The organism is Chryseobacterium sp. FG46 (assembly GCF_057809135.1).
Window position 1 is genome coordinate 324,664 of record NZ_JBMDJJ010000001.1, and the last position, 15,129, is coordinate 339,792.

Sequence of the window (15,129 nt, forward strand, 5' to 3'; positions counted from 1 at the left end):
ATAGATTTTAGTGCATTTTGCTTTTGTTGATGAATTCTGAAGAATCTGAAGCTATATTCACATTACTGATCAGGGATCCACCGGAGTGAATCAATTCCCAGGCCATGGGTATAAGATGACTTCCCGTCACAAAAATACCTCCTCCATTTTTTTTGTATTATTTTAGGACAAGCATTCTTCCTTTTGCATAGGCGATCTGGTCTTTTTCCTTTTCCTGGTCAGGATTATTTTTGAGGTACATCTGATAGTATATTGCTGCATTCTTAGGCTGTTTCAGGTTGAGATCATACAGAAGTCCTAAACGGTAATAAATAATATTGCTGACCCCAAAAGTCAATCCTTTTTTATAAGCGGTTAAAGCATCATTATACTGGTTTTTAGCTTCATAAATACCTGCCAGCGCAGCATAGTAAAGATTGGTATGGTCTGAAATAGCTTCATCAATAGTCTTTTGCGCATAGATTGCAGCATTGTTATAATCTTTCAGTTCACGATAGCTCAGTGCCATAAAATATAATGTGCCTTCATTTTGTACTCCCGTATCTTCCAGCATTTTGTAAAGCATAATACATTTCTGATAATTTTTTACGTAAAAATAAGCCTGTCCCATATCGTTCATTACATTAACATCAGCATGATTTTTCAGGAGCTTTTCACCGATTTCAATTACTTCCGGATATTTGGTTAACTGATTGGCAACTGGTAGCAGAGCCTGCTGTAAAGTGAAATTTTCAGTATCGGCAGCAATGGCTGTTTTCAATACCTCATAAGCAGGCAGATATTGTTTGAGTCCGCTGTAGGTAATGGACAGATCATAAGCCACATCAGGGTCGGTAGAATTAAGGGCATTGGCTTTTTTGAGATAATTAAGTTTAGATTCAGGCGTTTCTGCATAGATAGCAAGCTGTTTATAAGCACTGAAATTAAGACTGTCAATTTGAATGATCTGCTGAAGATAATTCCTGGCATTAGAAGCATTTCCCCGTCTGGAATTGATACTGGCCAAACTGAATAAAGTAGGGAGATTATTGGGTTGAAGGGTATTTATTTTCAGATAACTTTTCTCAGCTTCCGGAAGTTTTCCGGCCATCATATTACAATAAGCTATTTGTGAAAGAGCCTTTATATCCTGTGTATCTCCGGAATATATGGTCTGAAGATATTGGGCAGCATCAGCATAACGTTGTGTTTCATAATATTCAAGAAGCTTTTCAGTATCAATTTTTGCAGATTGAGCCGTGATATTGTTAAATGCTGACATAATAATACAAAAACAGATTCCTATTTTCATCATGGTTATTTTTTAACTAAAATATTGCTTATTTACTAAGCTTCCAAATTATGGACTCACATATTGGGGGGTAACCTTAAATCGGATATCATTAGATTTCTTACATTCACTTTACAGAAAAAGCTAAAACGAGAGATATGGAAATAAAAATTGTCCGGTCATTCCTTGATTATTATGGGGAAATAAGAGAAGGGATAACCATATTTACTGAAACCATTGATGATCAGATGAGACTTTAGCCATAATAAAATATGAAATCCATCACAGAGCAGAATTATATATCTGTCTGAACCTTCCGGATGTAAAAACACCTCAGATTTATGGACATTCTGCAAAATAAGTACAGGAAATAGGCCTGAAACTATAGTGCTGAAAGGGAATGGCTAAAGAATGTTCAGTCGGTTAAGGTTAATTTGTATATTAGCCAATTTAAAAAAATAATAATGACCAGACCTCTTATCATCCTTCTTTTGCTGTTCTTAAACAGTGCATATGCACAGACTCATCTGGAGCTTAAACCGGGAGATACCCTGAAATATTCACCACAATCTCTCAAACCATCATGGATATCAGTACAGTCGTCTGAAGCTAACCTGGGAATTGCTTTATTCATGAATGGAAAAAAACTTAAAGAGCAGGATGATTCCAGAGGAATAAAAAGTGTGGAGCGCTTATATTTTACTCCTGAAAAAGGAAAAAAATATGAAGTGAAGATCTGGGCTAAATCTTATCTTGAAAAAAGTAAAACCGCAAAAATATCTATTGCTGAATCCAAAAATGTACCTGTTCTGAATGGTAAGTTCAGTTCCGATCAGTTTGTGGAAGATCTCAGGACATTCCGCCTGATCCGGGAAAAAGCAAATTCCGGATTGTATGTGTATAGAAGTAAAAAACAGATAGACAGCATCTACCAGCAGGCGGAAGCAGAAGCCAGAAACAGTAAAAATATTTTTGATTTCTATAAAGTTATTGCCAAACTTACCGGATTTGAAGGAAGCTGTCATAATTACACAGATTTACCCAATCATGCTTCCTATTATCTTACCCAGAAGCCTGAATATTTGCCCATCACTCTGAAGAATATTGATGGACGTCTGCTTCAGGATTCAAAAGATGCAGCAATACCTCTTGGGGCCGAAATTCTATCCATCAACGGAGTTCGTGCAAAAGAAATGATCAGCCGTTTCTCACAATACTATTTTTCTGACGGATATTCCATGCCATACAAGGAAACAACAGGTTTTGAAAGAGGAATGCTGGACAAGTTTTACATGGAATTCGGTAACCATAAAAATTATGTGATCCAATATAAATGGAATGAAGCCGTAAAAGAAGTTTCTCTGGCGGGAATACCCTTGGAAAATTTTAAGAAACTTCAGGAATCAAGATATTCGCTTGTCTTTGACAAAAAGCTGATGTCTGAAAAATATAGTTTCAGTAAAGAAGAAGGAATTTACAGATTATCTTTGAGAGGATTTGATTTTGCCACCGGAAAAGAAGACCCTGCCTATAAAAAATTCAGTGTTTTTCTTGATCAGATGATGGATACTCTGGAACAGGAAAAAATACAGAATCTGATCATTGATCTCAGAGGAAATACGGGAGGCACAGGAGCTCTTTATGAAAAAGTGTTTTCCTATCTTACACAAAGACCTTTCCGTGATAGTCACTATGCTTATACCCGATTCAATGAAGTTCCTTTGGAGGAAAAGCTGATTATAACACCACTTTTTCTCTCTAATGGAGTTCAGGATAAACATGGGCTGAATGCCTATCTGAAACAGCTTTACCCTAAAAGTGTTCAGGGGAAATATTATTGGGCAGATGATAAGAATCCTTCCGTTATGCCTAATGAAAGAACTTTTAAAGGGCAGCTTTATCTGCTTGTAGATCAAAGAGTAGCTTCTGCTGCGTCACACCTTGCTTCCCTTATTAAATCCTATACCAACGCTGTTGTGATCGGAAAAGAAACGGTAGGAGGCTACTATGAACATAATGGTCATCTTCCATTGGTGTATGAGCTTCCCAATACCGGAATCCAGACGGGATTTTCTATTGTTCACGTTATTCAGGATGCACAAAATCTTCCTGATCAGAAAAGAGGACAAGGAATTATTCCTCACATTACAATACAGCAGACCGATCAGGAATTTCTTGACCAGACCGATGTTTATCTGAAAAAAGTAGCAGAACTTAGAAAACAATAAATGAATTTGTTTGAACGTTTATTTTTTGAAACATTCAGGCCGTATTAAGATGCGAAAGTAGTAATGTTACTTCGCTTTAAGCTTAAAAATCAATATGATTAATCTTAACTATATTTTATTTCTTAATCCATTCTGAATGGTTTTAATAGATCAGTTTCAGGCTTAAGAAAATCTGAGACCCAATCAATTAAAAAATATCCTTTTAGGTAAACAACCTGTTAAAAATATAGTTACATGGATCTATGAGCGAAATTCGTATGTTTCATGTGACAAAATTGTAAAAGGAGAGAGTTATAGTATTATTTCTGGTTATATCGGAAGGGCAGTATAGGCTTATAATGAAGAAGGGAAGCTGATTTGGAGCACAGGTTATGATACTTAGGGGAATCTGAAAAACTTAAAAATAAATATTTATTCCCTTCAGACAGCTGAGGCAATATGAAGATATAGAAACGGATGGTCTTAATTATAACCATTTCAGATATTATGATAGCAATAGTGGCCTTTTATTAGTAGAGATCCAATTGGTTTAGCGGGTAATAATATGAGATTATATGCTAATGTAAATGATCCGAATAGGGAGGAAGATGTTTTTGACCTTCGTAACTGATGCTATATAAAATTATTTTAAAAAAAATAATGAACTAGAAATGTTTCATGCGTGAATCTAAATGTTTGATGTTGAGTTCTTAATATTCATGTTTTCTTTTGTTGAGAACAGAACTGTCTCTTTAAAACTCCGGAAATCCGAATTTTATTGAAGAAATATTTTGTCAGTAATAAAAAACTTTCTATATTTGCACCACTGAAAACAACGGTATTACCGGAGTTAAAGGAGAGTTGGCAGAGTGGTCGATTGCGGCAGTCTTGAAAACTGTTGACTGTAACAGGTCCGGGGGTTCGAATCCCTCACTCTCCGCAAAGAAACCCTTAAATCAATTGATTTAAGGGTTTTTATTTTTACAGCAGTAACTAGCAATAAAAAGCCCTGCAATTTGCAAAATTACAGGACTTAGTATTGAGAATAGACTCTTCTCTTAGCTTAAAATCTCACATGGCGCTACACAATACACCCAAGGGCATCTTTTGATTTCCGGGGGTGGACAACACGCTTCAGAGCAGGTTGCTGCTCCGCCGTTAATACTTTTCAATTGGTCTCTTGAAATTTTTTTAGAATTTTTCATAGTCAAGTAAATGTGTTAAACTTAAAATTAAGGCTGGTTTCCACCACCACATCCGTCGTAAGGCATACATTGCCACTTACCACCAATTAAACATAGCTGACCGCCTCTGCAGTCAATTCCTCCCTTAATTGTTTTCAATTCCTGTCTTTCGATTTTCTTTAAATTTTTCATAATAATTTTTACGTTTAGCTTAATTCGAAATTAATAAAATTTTATCAACTATTGTAGAATTATTGTAAAAATATTTATTTTATTTTTTTAATTGTAGTATATTTTATGTTTGTTTTATAGAGTTAAGTAAAATTATTTTTTTTTGTGTAAGCTTTGAAACGGCTTCCCAAAGAGTTTTCTCATTTCCATAAAATCTTGTCCTGTGACAAGTCCTTTTTCCGATTGGGTTGGTAACTTTGACTTAACATTCATCCACTAAATCTGATATTATGAAAAGTTTATTCAAATTCTCAGCAGTATTGTTCTTTATTATTATTCTTGCTAACTCTCAGGTATATGGGCAAAAAATAAAACCTGCTGAAAGCGGTTATGCACCTGTTAATGGCATCAAAGTCTACTATGAAGTCTATGGCAAAGGAAAACCTCTTGTATTGTTACATGGTGCCTTCATGACAATCGATATGAATTGGGGGGAGCTGATTCCGGAATTGTCTAAAAACAGAAAAGTAATTGCACTTGAATTACAGGGACATGGACATACTCCTTTTTCCGAAAGGAAATTATCACATGCTACTTTGGCCAGTGATGTAACAAAGGTAATGGACTATCTGAAAATTGATAAAGCAGATGTTGCAGGCTACAGTTTTGGAGGAGAAGTGGCCTATCAGATGGCTATACAAAGTCCGGAAAAACTGAGCAAACTGGTTATTATTTCATCAACCTACAAAACCCAAGGCTGGCTGCCTGAAGTGAATAAAGCCCTTGAAGGAATGAAGCCTGAACTCTTTACAAACAGCCCTATGCATACCGCCTACAATGCTGTAGCACCTGATAAAACAAAATGGACAAAATTTCTGGAGCAGATGATAGCTTCTGCCGGACAGCCTTTTGACCTTGGTGATGGTAATATTTCTAAAATTCCTGTACCGGTTTTAATCATAGCTGGTGATAATGATGGCCTGGATAAAACAGAACTTACAAAAACCTATAAATTATTGGGTGGTGACGTTTTTGCAGACATGGGCGCAATGCCAAAATCTCAGTTGGCTATTGCTCCGGGGCAAACCCACGTGAGCCTAATGATGCAGACGGCAATGATTCTAAACTATCTGAATGCTTTTTTGAAATAATTAATGCCATTAGAGGATTGAAATCTATTTATAACGTTCAAAATCTACAAAATGAATACAAAATTTGAAGCAGGAATTAATATTGCTATAAAAATTCCCAAAAATAAATACGTAAAAACAGTTGCTTTTTACCGGGATATTTTAAAATTGGAGGTTGAGGAAAAACCAATACAAAATCCCACTGTTTCCAGAACGCATGAAGTAAAATTTGGACATAATATTATATGGCTGGATTGTGTAGACAATTACACCCATTCTGAAACATGGCTTCAGCTCACCGTACCCGATGTAGAAGCCGCTACACAATATCTGCTGTCAAACGGTAGGGAAACCTGTGACGAAATTGAAGAACTTCCTGAAAATATGCACTGGATTACCGATCCTGCCGGTACCGTATTCAATTTACAGGAAAGAAAATAGTGAAAAACAGAAATACGATGTATAAAAATTGCTTAAAATGGGGCTGTATCCAAAATTTTAATACCTTTAACCATCAAATCCTTAAAATTTTAAAATATTCTCATGCAGACAAAACCATTCAATTTTATTGTAACCGTATTTTTTCTGGTAGTAAGTGTGACTGTATTTTCACAAAAAACAGCCGCTTTGGGTTCTTTATTGGATAGAAATTCAGAATTTATATTCCCGCAAGCTCCTGATAAAATCTCAAAAGAGTTGAATGTAAAAGCCATCTTTTATGAAGATGCCAATGAAGAGAAATATGCCAAATGGCCCATTAAAACAGGGCTGGAACTTTATTGCAGCTTGGGAAAAAACAATACTGTGAATGAGATGTTTTTTGTTGCTTCAGATAATAAACCTGTAATTGTTGAGGGACTTCCTTTTGGTCTTGTTCTGAATAAAAGTACATTACAGGACAGTAAAACGAAGTTCAGGAAGTACAATGCCAAAACACAAAAATTAGCAGCAGACAATGAATTTCCAGATGGATCAAAACTGGTTTTTAAAAAAGGAAAACATTATGCAACATTATTTTTCGACAGCAAAAACCTTTTAAAATCATTAGGACTTACAGAAGAAATGATTGATCCGGCAGCTAATTAACCGATGAGAGGCTTCAAAACAACATAAGATCCGTCATTATCTGGCGGTTTTTTTATTCTTATAATGAAGCCCTAGTTATAAATTTAATTATATTGTTAATCCATAGTTGTTTTTTACCTCAGCCATCACAAAAGTACTGTGAGTGCTGCCTATAGAATCTACAGATCCCAGCTTGTTAAATACAAAATCCTGATAATGTTTCATATCTCTTACCTGAACTTTCAGAAGGAAATCAAAATCTCCGGAAATATTGTAACATTCGGCAACTTCTTCAATTTCTAAAATCTCTTTTACAAAATCATAACCTACAGACCGGTCATGAATTTTGAGCTTGATCTGGCAGAAAACCGTAAAACCGCGGTTCAGTTTTTCAGCATCAAGAATGGCTGCATACCTTTTAACAAAACCTTCCTGTTCAAGCCTTTTTACCCTTTCAAAAACCGGAGAGGTAGAGAGGTTCACTTCTTTCGCAAGTTCCTTAACAGTCAGTTTAGCATTTTTCTGGAGCAGCCTGAGCAGCTGTAAATCCTTATCATCGAGTTGTTCCACAGAATATTATTCTTTTAAATGATTAAAACAGTCAAATGTAAAGAATTATATGCTTCTATTTTTATTTTTAAAAGTTTAATTTGCTTAATTATTTATTATGAATTGTATTTTTATTCGGTATTGCTAATTTTACACAAAATTAAAAACTTTTACTGATAATCTTTGTTAAAGGTAAAAGTACAGTTCTTTGCAGATACTTCATCAAACAGGAAAGGTTTTACTTAAGGTAGATTAATAGGGAATCGTGTGCAAATCACGAGCTGTCGCGCAACTGTAAGTAACATGCCAAAAGTTTCTGTCCTTGCATATCCACTGCCAAAAACGGGAAGGATGACGGAAACTGTTACAAGTCAGGAGACCTGCCTTTACTGAATTGACAATGCTTTCGCGGGCTGAAGCTTTTGGGTCATACAGATGGTATATCAGATATGTATTTTCTCTCAATTGGAAATGCATTGCCTGCTATGTCATTATTTCCTGAAATTTTCTCCGCAAAAACATAACGAAGCATTTTAAGGGACTTTCACAATAAGTTTAACTAAAAAGTTTAAAAAAATGCAAACTCACATCCTTGGCTATCCGCGTATTGGTAGCAAAAGAGAACTCAAAAAAGCCTGCGAGCAGTATTGGTCAGGTAAAATCCTTCTGGAAGAGCTTCTGAACACCGGAAGAACTATCTGTACCCAAAACTGGAATATCCAGAAAGAAGCCGGAATAGACCTTATCCCGTGTAATGATTTTTCATACTATGATCAGGTATTGGATATGAGCCTTGTAGTAGGAGCAATTCCAACACGGTATCATGAAGTAGTGCTTAAAAAAAACAATACTGAGCTTGATCTTTATTTTGCAATGGCAAGAGGATATCAGAAAGACGGACTGGACATCACCGCAATGGAAATGACCAAGTGGTTCGATACCAATTATCACTATATCGTTCCGGAATTTTATAATAACCAACAGTTTAAGCTGAGTTCAGATAAAATTTTCAATGAATTTGCAGGAGCAAAACAAGCGGGAATCAATGCAAAACCGGTGATTATCGGACTGGTTTCTTATCTGTTATTGGGAAAAGAAAAAGAAGAAGGATTTGATAAACTGGATCTGGCGAAAAATCTTCTTCCGGTCTATACGGAGATTTTAACCAAACTTCAGGATCAGGGTGCGGAATGGATTCAGTTTGATGAACCTTTTTTAGCCTTGGATTTAACAGAAAAAGCCAAAGAAACTTACCTTTTTGTGTATGCCGAAATCAGAAAACGATTCCCAAAACTGAAATTTATTGTAGCCACTTATTTCGACGGATTAAAAGATAATGCATCACTTGCCGTTTCACTTCCTGTGAATACATTGCATGTTGATCTGGTGAGAAATCCTGAACAACTGGATGATATTCTGAATAGTATTCCGGAAAATTTATGCCTTTCATTAGGGGTAATTGATGGCCGGAATATCTGGAAAAATGATTATGAAAAGTCGCTGTCTTTCATTACAAAAGCTGTTGAAAAATTAGGATCTGAAAGGATTTTGATCGCTCCATCATGTTCATTGCTTCATTCACCTTGTGATCTGGATTTTGAAACCCATCTTAACCCGGAAATTAAAAGCTGGCTGGCTTTTGCTAAACAAAAAGTAAAAGAAGTCGTAACACTTAAAGAACTTGCTTCCGGAACAGAAAATGAACAGATTCTTAAAGCATTTGAAGAAAATAAAAAAGCAATTGAAAGCAGAAGAACTTCTTCTCTTATTCATAATCACCAGGTAAAGCAAAGAGCAAATGCTGTTTCTGAAAAAGATGCTCAGAGAATAAACCCTTTCAAAATCCGTAAAAAAAAGCAGCAGGAAGTATTGCAGCTTCCTTTATTCCCAACCACTACAATAGGGTCATTCCCGCAAACCACAGAGGTAAGAAGCTGGAGAGCGAAATTCAAAAAAGGGGAACTGACCGCAGAACAGTATGATACTTTACTGAAAGAGGAAACTCAGAGAACAATCGGCTGGCAGGAAGAAATTGGTATCGATGTACTGGTTCACGGAGAATTTGAGCGTAACGACATGGTAGAATACTTCGGAGAACAGTTGGAAGGATTTGTATTCACCAAAAACGGATGGGTACAAAGCTACGGAAGCCGCTGTGTAAAACCTCCGGTGATCTTCGGTGACGTTTCCCGCCCGGCTCCTATGACGGTTTATTGGTCCCAATATGCCCAATCCCAGACTGAAAAATGGGTGAAAGGAATGTTGACAGGCCCGGTTACCATTTTGCAGTGGTCTTTTGTCCGTGATGACCAGCCCCGCTCAGAAACATGTAAGCAGATTGCTTTGGCTATTCGTGACGAGGTGGTAGATCTGGAAAAAGCAGGAATCAGAATTATTCAGATTGATGAGCCTGCCATAAGAGAAGGTCTTCCATTAAGAAAAACCGACTGGCAGTACTATCTGAAATGGGCTGTAGAAGCTTTCAGAATTTCAGCAAGCGGAGTGGAAGATGCTACCCAGATCCATACGCATATGTGCTATTCAGAATTCAATGATATTATTGAAAATATTGCCGATATGGATGCCGACGTGATTACGATAGAATGTTCCCGCTCTCAAATGGAACTGCTGAACGCTTTTGCAGACTTTAAATATCCGAATGAAATTGGTCCGGGAGTATATGACATCCATTCACCAAGAGTACCATCGAAAGAAGAAATGATTGAACTGCTGAGAAAAGCTCAGAATGTAATTCCTGCCAATCAGCTTTGGGTAAATCCGGACTGCGGACTGAAGACAAGACACTGGGACGAAACTGAAAAAGCTTTAATAGCAATGGTTGCCGCCGCTAAAGAAGCTTCAGTAGAATATGCACTTTAGAAAACTCTTAAAATAATTAGATTCAATAATTCAGATTGTGTTATGATTTTCATAGCACGATCTGTTATTTTGAATAATTAAAGTATAGTTAAGAACCATTCTGACTTAAAATTTAAGCGAACTGTCTTCATAATCTTAACATCTTAATAGTTCAAAAAATAAAAGTTGGAACGTGTTCATTTTTAAAAGTTATATTTTACGAATGCCCCGATATTTTCCAGGGTCTTTTTTCCGTTATTAAACTGATCAAAATTGGAAGCAAGTCCGTACATCATTTTATCTTGTTTTACTCCCAGTCTTATAAACTGAAGGCCTCTGGGATATCCGCTGTCATCGAGGTTTCCAATAGCAAGCACGCTGAGATATCCCTTAAGATTTTCTGTCAGATAAGGTGTGTACTCAAAAGATACAGACTGTTCCAGAGAAAACCCTTTCTGATACGTAGTGCCTATAGAGTAGGACACATAATAGGAAGGGCGGATAATTTTGTACTGTAGATGAACACTGAAAAATGCTCTGGGATTTTTCATTCCAAATGCAGCATTGGCACTCAGTCTTTTGGTAAGATTATATGCAAGGGTATTTCTGATGAAGAATATGTTTTCTTTATCCTTGGTATATTCTGTATCAAACAGGGTAAGATTGTTTAATTTCAACCGCTCATTCAGCTGATAATTGACATTGTGCATGTAAGTGTAGGAGCGGTGTCCTAAAACCAGATCCGGAGTATAGGAAAGTTTCTGTGCATTCAGATTCAGGAATGCTGATGCAAGGGCTGTTATGGCGATGAATTTTGCCTTCATATTTCACTCATTAAAATTCTGTGAGCAAAATTATTCAGGCCGGAACGGAATAAACTTAAGAAATCTTAAGAAACGTCAGACAAGTGTTTTTTTCTCAGATAGCTCAGATATTCTACAGTTATTCCAAGGTAGGAAGCGATCATATATTGAGGGAAACGCTGTTCTATATTGCGGTAGGTTGTGACGAATGTTCGGTATTTGGTGTAAGCATCAACACGGGAATGTTCAAAGGTTCTTTCCTGCAAAGTAACATAGGCCGACTGCATTTTCAGACGCCAGAATTCTGAGACAGCAGGAACTTCTTTGTATAATAATTCCAGATTATTTTTACTGATCTGTATGATGATGCTATCCTCATTAGCCTGAATAAACATTCTTGAAGGCAGCCCGCTCAGATAGCTGTAAAGATCATTTACCCACCAGTTTTCAATCCCCAGCTGAGTGGTATTTTCTTTTCCCTTTTCATCAATATGATAAGCAGACAGGCTTCCCTTTGCAATGAATCTCATATGCCTTGAAACCTGCCCTTCACGAAGCAGAAAATCTTTCTTTTTAAGCTGTATGATTTCCAATTTGGAAGTAATACAGTCAATATCTTTATCTTCTAAGGTAACTATTTCTTTAAAATGTTCTATCAGCTGTAAAAGGATTGGATCTGTATTTATCATTAGATTTTGTACGTATAGCGGCAGGTACAAATTTACGTAAATATTAAATTAAGGGATTGTATATAAGAAGACCACAATTTACAATATAAATTGTGGTCTTCAACAACTAAGGACTATTTAACTACAATTCTGTTTTCAAATAACCATAATGCAAAGCTGTTTCTTTTCCGAATAAACTTGAGAAAATATTCTGAAACTCATGAATATATTTACATTTTATAGCATTTCCATATATTTTAAGTCCTTCCATTATTTTTCTGGAACTCAAGTCTATATCATATTTTATAAAAGCTTCCGGTCTTTCATACCGTATACTCTGATCTGAACTGTCTGTCCTTGAAAATCCTAGCTTTTCAAGCCATTCTTCCGTTATTTTAATCGGTTTAATTGCTGCTGCCGGGACTGAAATACTTTGAATATCATTTTCAATTTTAACAAAATAAGCCTGTTCGACATTTTGAAAGATCTCAGTAATGGTATAAATCTGATTTTTATACTCAACTAAGTTCTTGATTTTTAGATCTGCTACGTTCATAATATTTTGATTTTAAATGGTGATATGGTCTCCGGTAAAATAGCAAATAGCATGCCCGGCATTGTATTGTTATGCCGTGTTTTGGAAAAGTTAGGTTAAATTTTTGATATAAAAATTTAATAATACGTTAAAATAGTACGTTTATTAGCGAATTATCACATGAATATGAAATATAGAATGTGGTATGTATGTGGTACTAATTTTTTATTCCTGCTTTTGGAGCTGTATTAAAAGTGGTCAGAAGAAGGGCGGCTATAACAGATATCATAAGAACTGCTATGAAAACGTTCCAGGAATAGGCATGAAGCAGATAACCGGTACCACTTCCCAGGATGCTTGAGCCAAAATAATAAAACAGCCAGTAAATAGATGTGGCTGAGGATTTTCCACGTTTGGCATACAAAGCTGTCATCTGGCTGGCCATCGTGTGTGCAGCGAAAAATGAAAGGGTAAAAAGCCCAAGTCCGAAAATAAGGATATAAATATTTTCAGATAATAGTAGAGTGGTTCCGGTAAGCATGGACAGAATAGAAGCCCTCAGAATGCTATTCATAGGAAATTTTCTTGAAAGACGGCCTACAATCATCGTTCCGAAAACTCCAAAAATATACATCAGAAAGATAAAAGCAATAATAAAGTGGCTTAATGAAAAAGGGCTTGCTTCCAGTCTGAATGTAAGGTAATTATAAGCGCTTACAAAAACTCCCATCAGTAATGCTGCGGTACAATATAAGCGAAGCATATAAGGATTGGTAAGGAAAAACTTCATCTGTTTTACCTTAAGATGATAATCCGTTTTCTGTGGATTGAAAAATTTTGACTCCGGAAACAGTTTCCAGAATACAAGACCGAGAATGAAACTTTCTATCCCAATCAGAAGAACGGCATTCCGCCAGCCGAATTCCCCTGCAAACAAGGTAGCCATTATCCTTCCGCTCATTCCTCCAATTGTATTGCCACTGAGATACATGCTGATGGCGGCAGGTACTACCAACGCATCCACTTCTTCTGTAAGATAAGCGAGAGCAACTGCAGAAACCCCGGAAACAACGAAGCCTTTCAGTACTCCGACAGCAATAAGGAGGCTTAAGTCTGGAATCCAGGTAGAAATAATAGTTAAACTTGCAGATGAAATCAACGAGAAAACCATGAGATTTTTTCTGGAATAACTGTCGGCTTTAAAAGCAAAAAACAGTAATCCCAATGCCATACCTATTGTGGATGATGATACCAGCAGGGAAGTATCACCTACAGATACCCCAAACTGTTCTGCAGCCATAGGCAGTATCGGCTGGAAAAGATAAAGCTGTGCAAAAACCGAGAGTCCTGAAAAGAAAATACAAAGTTTTATAGATTGGAAACGTGAGCTTCCCTTAAGAGCTTTTTCAGATGAATTCATGATTTTTTGCAATTAAAATGCAGTGGTTTGAAAGAAAATTAAGTTCTGTAAATTTCCTGATTATTTTCGGAATTTAAAAATCATTATCGCAATGATATTGATTGGTGAAATAAATCATTAAAGCTGCAAACTGCTGATGTATTCTGAAGGAGTAATATTTTCCATCTGCTTGAATACCCGGTTGAAGGTAGACTGATTGGAGAATCCTGCATCAGTATAAATATACATGAGGGTTACTTTTTCAAGATCATTTTCCTTGAGAAGTCTTTTTACACATTCAATCCTGTGCATATTCAGATAATTATTGAAGTTGGGATATCCTTTAGCACGAATTGATTTTGAGATATAACTACTGTTGATTTCTATTTCCGCGGAAAGCTTGGAAATATTAAAATTAACGTCTTTATAAAGCTGTTTTTCTCTCATCACAGATTCAATTTTTTCAAACAGTTCATCTGCAAAAGGAACTTTCTCTGCCACAGAGACCGGTTGAATTACAGCACTTGCATTCTTTTCTTCAATTTCATGGTACATTTCAACTCGTTTTATTTTATCCTTAAAATAGAGCAGGAGTGATATGACAGCTACATTGGAAATCATAAGGATGGTGTCGGTAATTCTCACATCTTCAGGCCGATGTATCGGAAATTTAAAGCTGAAGGTTTTGGAAATAAGATATCCTATAATAATATTCAGCAAAACAAATATGCTGTAAATAAATATATACTTTCTTGAAAAAAAGACATAGGCTGCCAGAGGAATGGGAATAAGCCATACAAAACTCGCTATAGAATTGTTCCAGAAAGCCAGCATGATGTAAAAATTATAAAGTGTTGCAATAATAATGTAGGAATGCACCATTGCATTAACCGAATAGGTTTTACGAACAATCAGATAAGTATAAACCATTAAAAAAAGTCCTCCGAAAAGATACCAGGCCATTATTTTATCGGGAATAATAAAAGTAAATATTAAACCAAATAGGGCAAGAATAACAGACATCAGAATATTATAATAATACACCAGTTGTCTTTTGTACTGTTCAATTTTTATTTCTTTTTCGATGCTCATTTGCGGTAATAAATAATTTTAAATCATTTCAATACGTTTCTATAACAGTCAAATATTAAAAAATGACTAGGTTAAAATATTGATTGTTAGTTATTTGTGTTTTCATGAGCCGTTTCCGGTTTTTCATTGATTATTAATGAATTTGATTTGTCAACGTGGATAACTTTGCACCAGCTAGCTCAACAAAGGCTGATTGA

General features: G+C 35.9%; 14 protein-coding genes, 1 tRNA gene and 1 riboswitch. Of the genes, 6 read left to right on the plus strand and 9 right to left on the minus strand.

The features are described from left to right. Positions 1-157 precede the first annotated feature (157 nt). Entirely contained in the window at positions 158-1,294 is a 1,137-nt protein-coding gene (locus tag ACODR7_RS01410; RefSeq protein ID WP_488836676.1) for a tetratricopeptide repeat protein, read from the minus strand. A 440-nt stretch (positions 1,295-1,734) separates the two neighbouring features. Between ACODR7_RS01410 and ACODR7_RS01415 the strand changes: the two genes are divergently transcribed. Further along, the gene (locus ACODR7_RS01415; protein WP_488836678.1) at positions 1,735-3,498 is read left to right on the plus strand and encodes a S41 family peptidase; all 1,764 of its coding nucleotides are present in this window, start codon (positions 1,735-1,737) and stop codon (positions 3,496-3,498) included. Positions 3,499-4,332: 834 nt separating this feature from the next. Continuing rightward, positions 4,333-4,417: transfer RNA gene (locus ACODR7_RS01420), tRNA-Ser, on the plus strand. Between the two features lie 118 nt (positions 4,418-4,535). On the opposite strand, the gene ACODR7_RS01425 is transcribed toward ACODR7_RS01420, so the two are convergent. Together ACODR7_RS01425 and ACODR7_RS01430 are read right to left on the minus strand one after the other, a co-directional pair. After that, positions 4,536-4,682 (minus strand): bacteriocin-like protein, encoded by a 147-nt coding sequence (locus tag ACODR7_RS01425; protein WP_410493433.1) that lies wholly within the window; start codon positions 4,680-4,682, stop codon positions 4,536-4,538. Between the two features lie 27 nt (positions 4,683-4,709). Beyond that, entirely contained in the window at positions 4,710-4,853 is a 144-nt protein-coding gene (locus ACODR7_RS01430; RefSeq protein WP_002980068.1) for a bacteriocin-like protein, read from the minus strand. A gap of 269 nt (positions 4,854-5,122) precedes the next feature. Here ACODR7_RS01430 and ACODR7_RS01435 point away from each other — a divergent pair, with 269 nt between their 5' ends. The 3 genes from ACODR7_RS01435 to ACODR7_RS01445 all read left to right on the plus strand — a co-directional run bounded on the left by ACODR7_RS01435 (position 5,123) and on the right by ACODR7_RS01445 (position 7,048). Then, complete coding sequence (locus ACODR7_RS01435; RefSeq protein ID WP_488836680.1) at positions 5,123-5,983, plus strand: alpha/beta fold hydrolase; 861 nt, start codon at positions 5,123-5,125, stop codon at positions 5,981-5,983. Between the two features lie 51 nt (positions 5,984-6,034). After that, positions 6,035-6,403 carry a VOC family protein gene (locus ACODR7_RS01440; RefSeq protein ID WP_488836682.1) on the plus strand — a complete coding sequence of 123 codons (369 nt, stop codon included), beginning with the start codon at positions 6,035-6,037 and terminating at the stop codon, positions 6,401-6,403. Between the two features lie 102 nt (positions 6,404-6,505). Further along, positions 6,506-7,048 carry a hypothetical protein gene (locus tag ACODR7_RS01445; RefSeq protein ID WP_488836684.1) on the plus strand — a complete coding sequence of 181 codons (543 nt, stop codon included), beginning with the start codon at positions 6,506-6,508 and terminating at the stop codon, positions 7,046-7,048. Positions 7,049-7,135: 87 nt separating this feature from the next. On the opposite strand, the gene ACODR7_RS01450 is transcribed toward ACODR7_RS01445, so the two are convergent. Further along, positions 7,136-7,597, minus strand: a complete 462-nt coding sequence (locus ACODR7_RS01450) for an Lrp/AsnC family transcriptional regulator (protein ID WP_488836686.1) — start codon at positions 7,595-7,597, stop codon at positions 7,136-7,138. Between the two features lie 195 nt (positions 7,598-7,792). Continuing rightward, a riboswitch (cobalamin riboswitch) is annotated at positions 7,793-7,978 on the plus strand. Between the two features lie 174 nt (positions 7,979-8,152). Between ACODR7_RS01450 and metE the strand changes: the two genes are divergently transcribed. Next, a complete protein-coding gene (gene metE / locus ACODR7_RS01455) occupies positions 8,153-10,456 on the plus strand; it encodes a 5-methyltetrahydropteroyltriglutamate--homocysteine S-methyltransferase (protein WP_488836687.1) in 2,304 nt (767 codons plus the stop codon). 182 nt (positions 10,457-10,638) lie between these two features. On the opposite strand, the gene ACODR7_RS01460 is transcribed toward metE, so the two are convergent. The 5 genes from ACODR7_RS01460 to ACODR7_RS01480 all read right to left on the minus strand — a co-directional run bounded on the left by ACODR7_RS01460 (position 10,639) and on the right by ACODR7_RS01480 (position 14,932). After that, entirely contained in the window at positions 10,639-11,259 is a 621-nt protein-coding gene (locus ACODR7_RS01460) for a hypothetical protein (RefSeq protein ID WP_488836688.1), read from the minus strand. A 65-nt stretch (positions 11,260-11,324) separates the two neighbouring features. Beyond that, complete coding sequence (locus ACODR7_RS01465) at positions 11,325-11,927, minus strand: Crp/Fnr family transcriptional regulator (protein WP_488836690.1); 603 nt, start codon at positions 11,925-11,927, stop codon at positions 11,325-11,327. A gap of 121 nt (positions 11,928-12,048) precedes the next feature. Next, entirely contained in the window at positions 12,049-12,462 is a 414-nt protein-coding gene (locus ACODR7_RS01470) for a hypothetical protein (protein WP_488836692.1), read from the minus strand. A 196-nt stretch (positions 12,463-12,658) separates the two neighbouring features. Next, on the minus strand, positions 12,659-13,861 hold the full coding sequence (locus ACODR7_RS01475) for an MFS transporter (protein ID WP_488836693.1): 1,203 nt from the start codon (positions 13,859-13,861) through the stop codon (positions 12,659-12,661). A gap of 117 nt (positions 13,862-13,978) precedes the next feature. Then, entirely contained in the window at positions 13,979-14,932 is a 954-nt protein-coding gene (locus tag ACODR7_RS01480; RefSeq protein WP_488836695.1) for a helix-turn-helix domain-containing protein, read from the minus strand. Positions 14,933-15,129: the final 197 nt, after the last annotated feature.

Excerpts from the sequence above, each read along its gene's own strand:
- ACODR7_RS01410 (WP_488836676.1), bottom strand. The coding sequence starts at position 1,294 with ATGATGAAAATAGGAATCTGTTTTTGTATTATTATGTCAGCATTTAAC.
- ACODR7_RS01415 (WP_488836678.1), top strand. The coding sequence starts at position 1,735 with ATGACCAGACCTCTTATCATCCTTCTTTTGCTGTTCTTAAACAGTGCA.
- ACODR7_RS01425 (WP_410493433.1), bottom strand. The coding sequence starts at position 4,682 with ATGAAAAATTCTAAAAAAATTTCAAGAGACCAATTGAAAAGTATTAAC.
- ACODR7_RS01430 (WP_002980068.1), bottom strand. The coding sequence starts at position 4,853 with ATGAAAAATTTAAAGAAAATCGAAAGACAGGAATTGAAAACAATTAAG.
- ACODR7_RS01435 (WP_488836680.1), top strand. The coding sequence starts at position 5,123 with ATGAAAAGTTTATTCAAATTCTCAGCAGTATTGTTCTTTATTATTATT.
- ACODR7_RS01440 (WP_488836682.1), top strand. The coding sequence starts at position 6,035 with ATGAATACAAAATTTGAAGCAGGAATTAATATTGCTATAAAAATTCCC.
- ACODR7_RS01445 (WP_488836684.1), top strand. The coding sequence starts at position 6,506 with ATGCAGACAAAACCATTCAATTTTATTGTAACCGTATTTTTTCTGGTA.
- metE (WP_488836687.1), top strand. The coding sequence starts at position 8,153 with ATGCAAACTCACATCCTTGGCTATCCGCGTATTGGTAGCAAAAGAGAA.
- ACODR7_RS01460 (WP_488836688.1), bottom strand. The coding sequence starts at position 11,259 with ATGAAGGCAAAATTCATCGCCATAACAGCCCTTGCATCAGCATTCCTG.
- ACODR7_RS01465 (WP_488836690.1), bottom strand. The coding sequence starts at position 11,927 with ATGATAAATACAGATCCAATCCTTTTACAGCTGATAGAACATTTTAAA.
- ACODR7_RS01470 (WP_488836692.1), bottom strand. The coding sequence starts at position 12,462 with ATGAACGTAGCAGATCTAAAAATCAAGAACTTAGTTGAGTATAAAAAT.
- ACODR7_RS01475 (WP_488836693.1), bottom strand. The coding sequence starts at position 13,861 with ATGAATTCATCTGAAAAAGCTCTTAAGGGAAGCTCACGTTTCCAATCT.
- ACODR7_RS01480 (WP_488836695.1), bottom strand. The coding sequence starts at position 14,932 with ATGAGCATCGAAAAAGAAATAAAAATTGAACAGTACAAAAGACAACTG.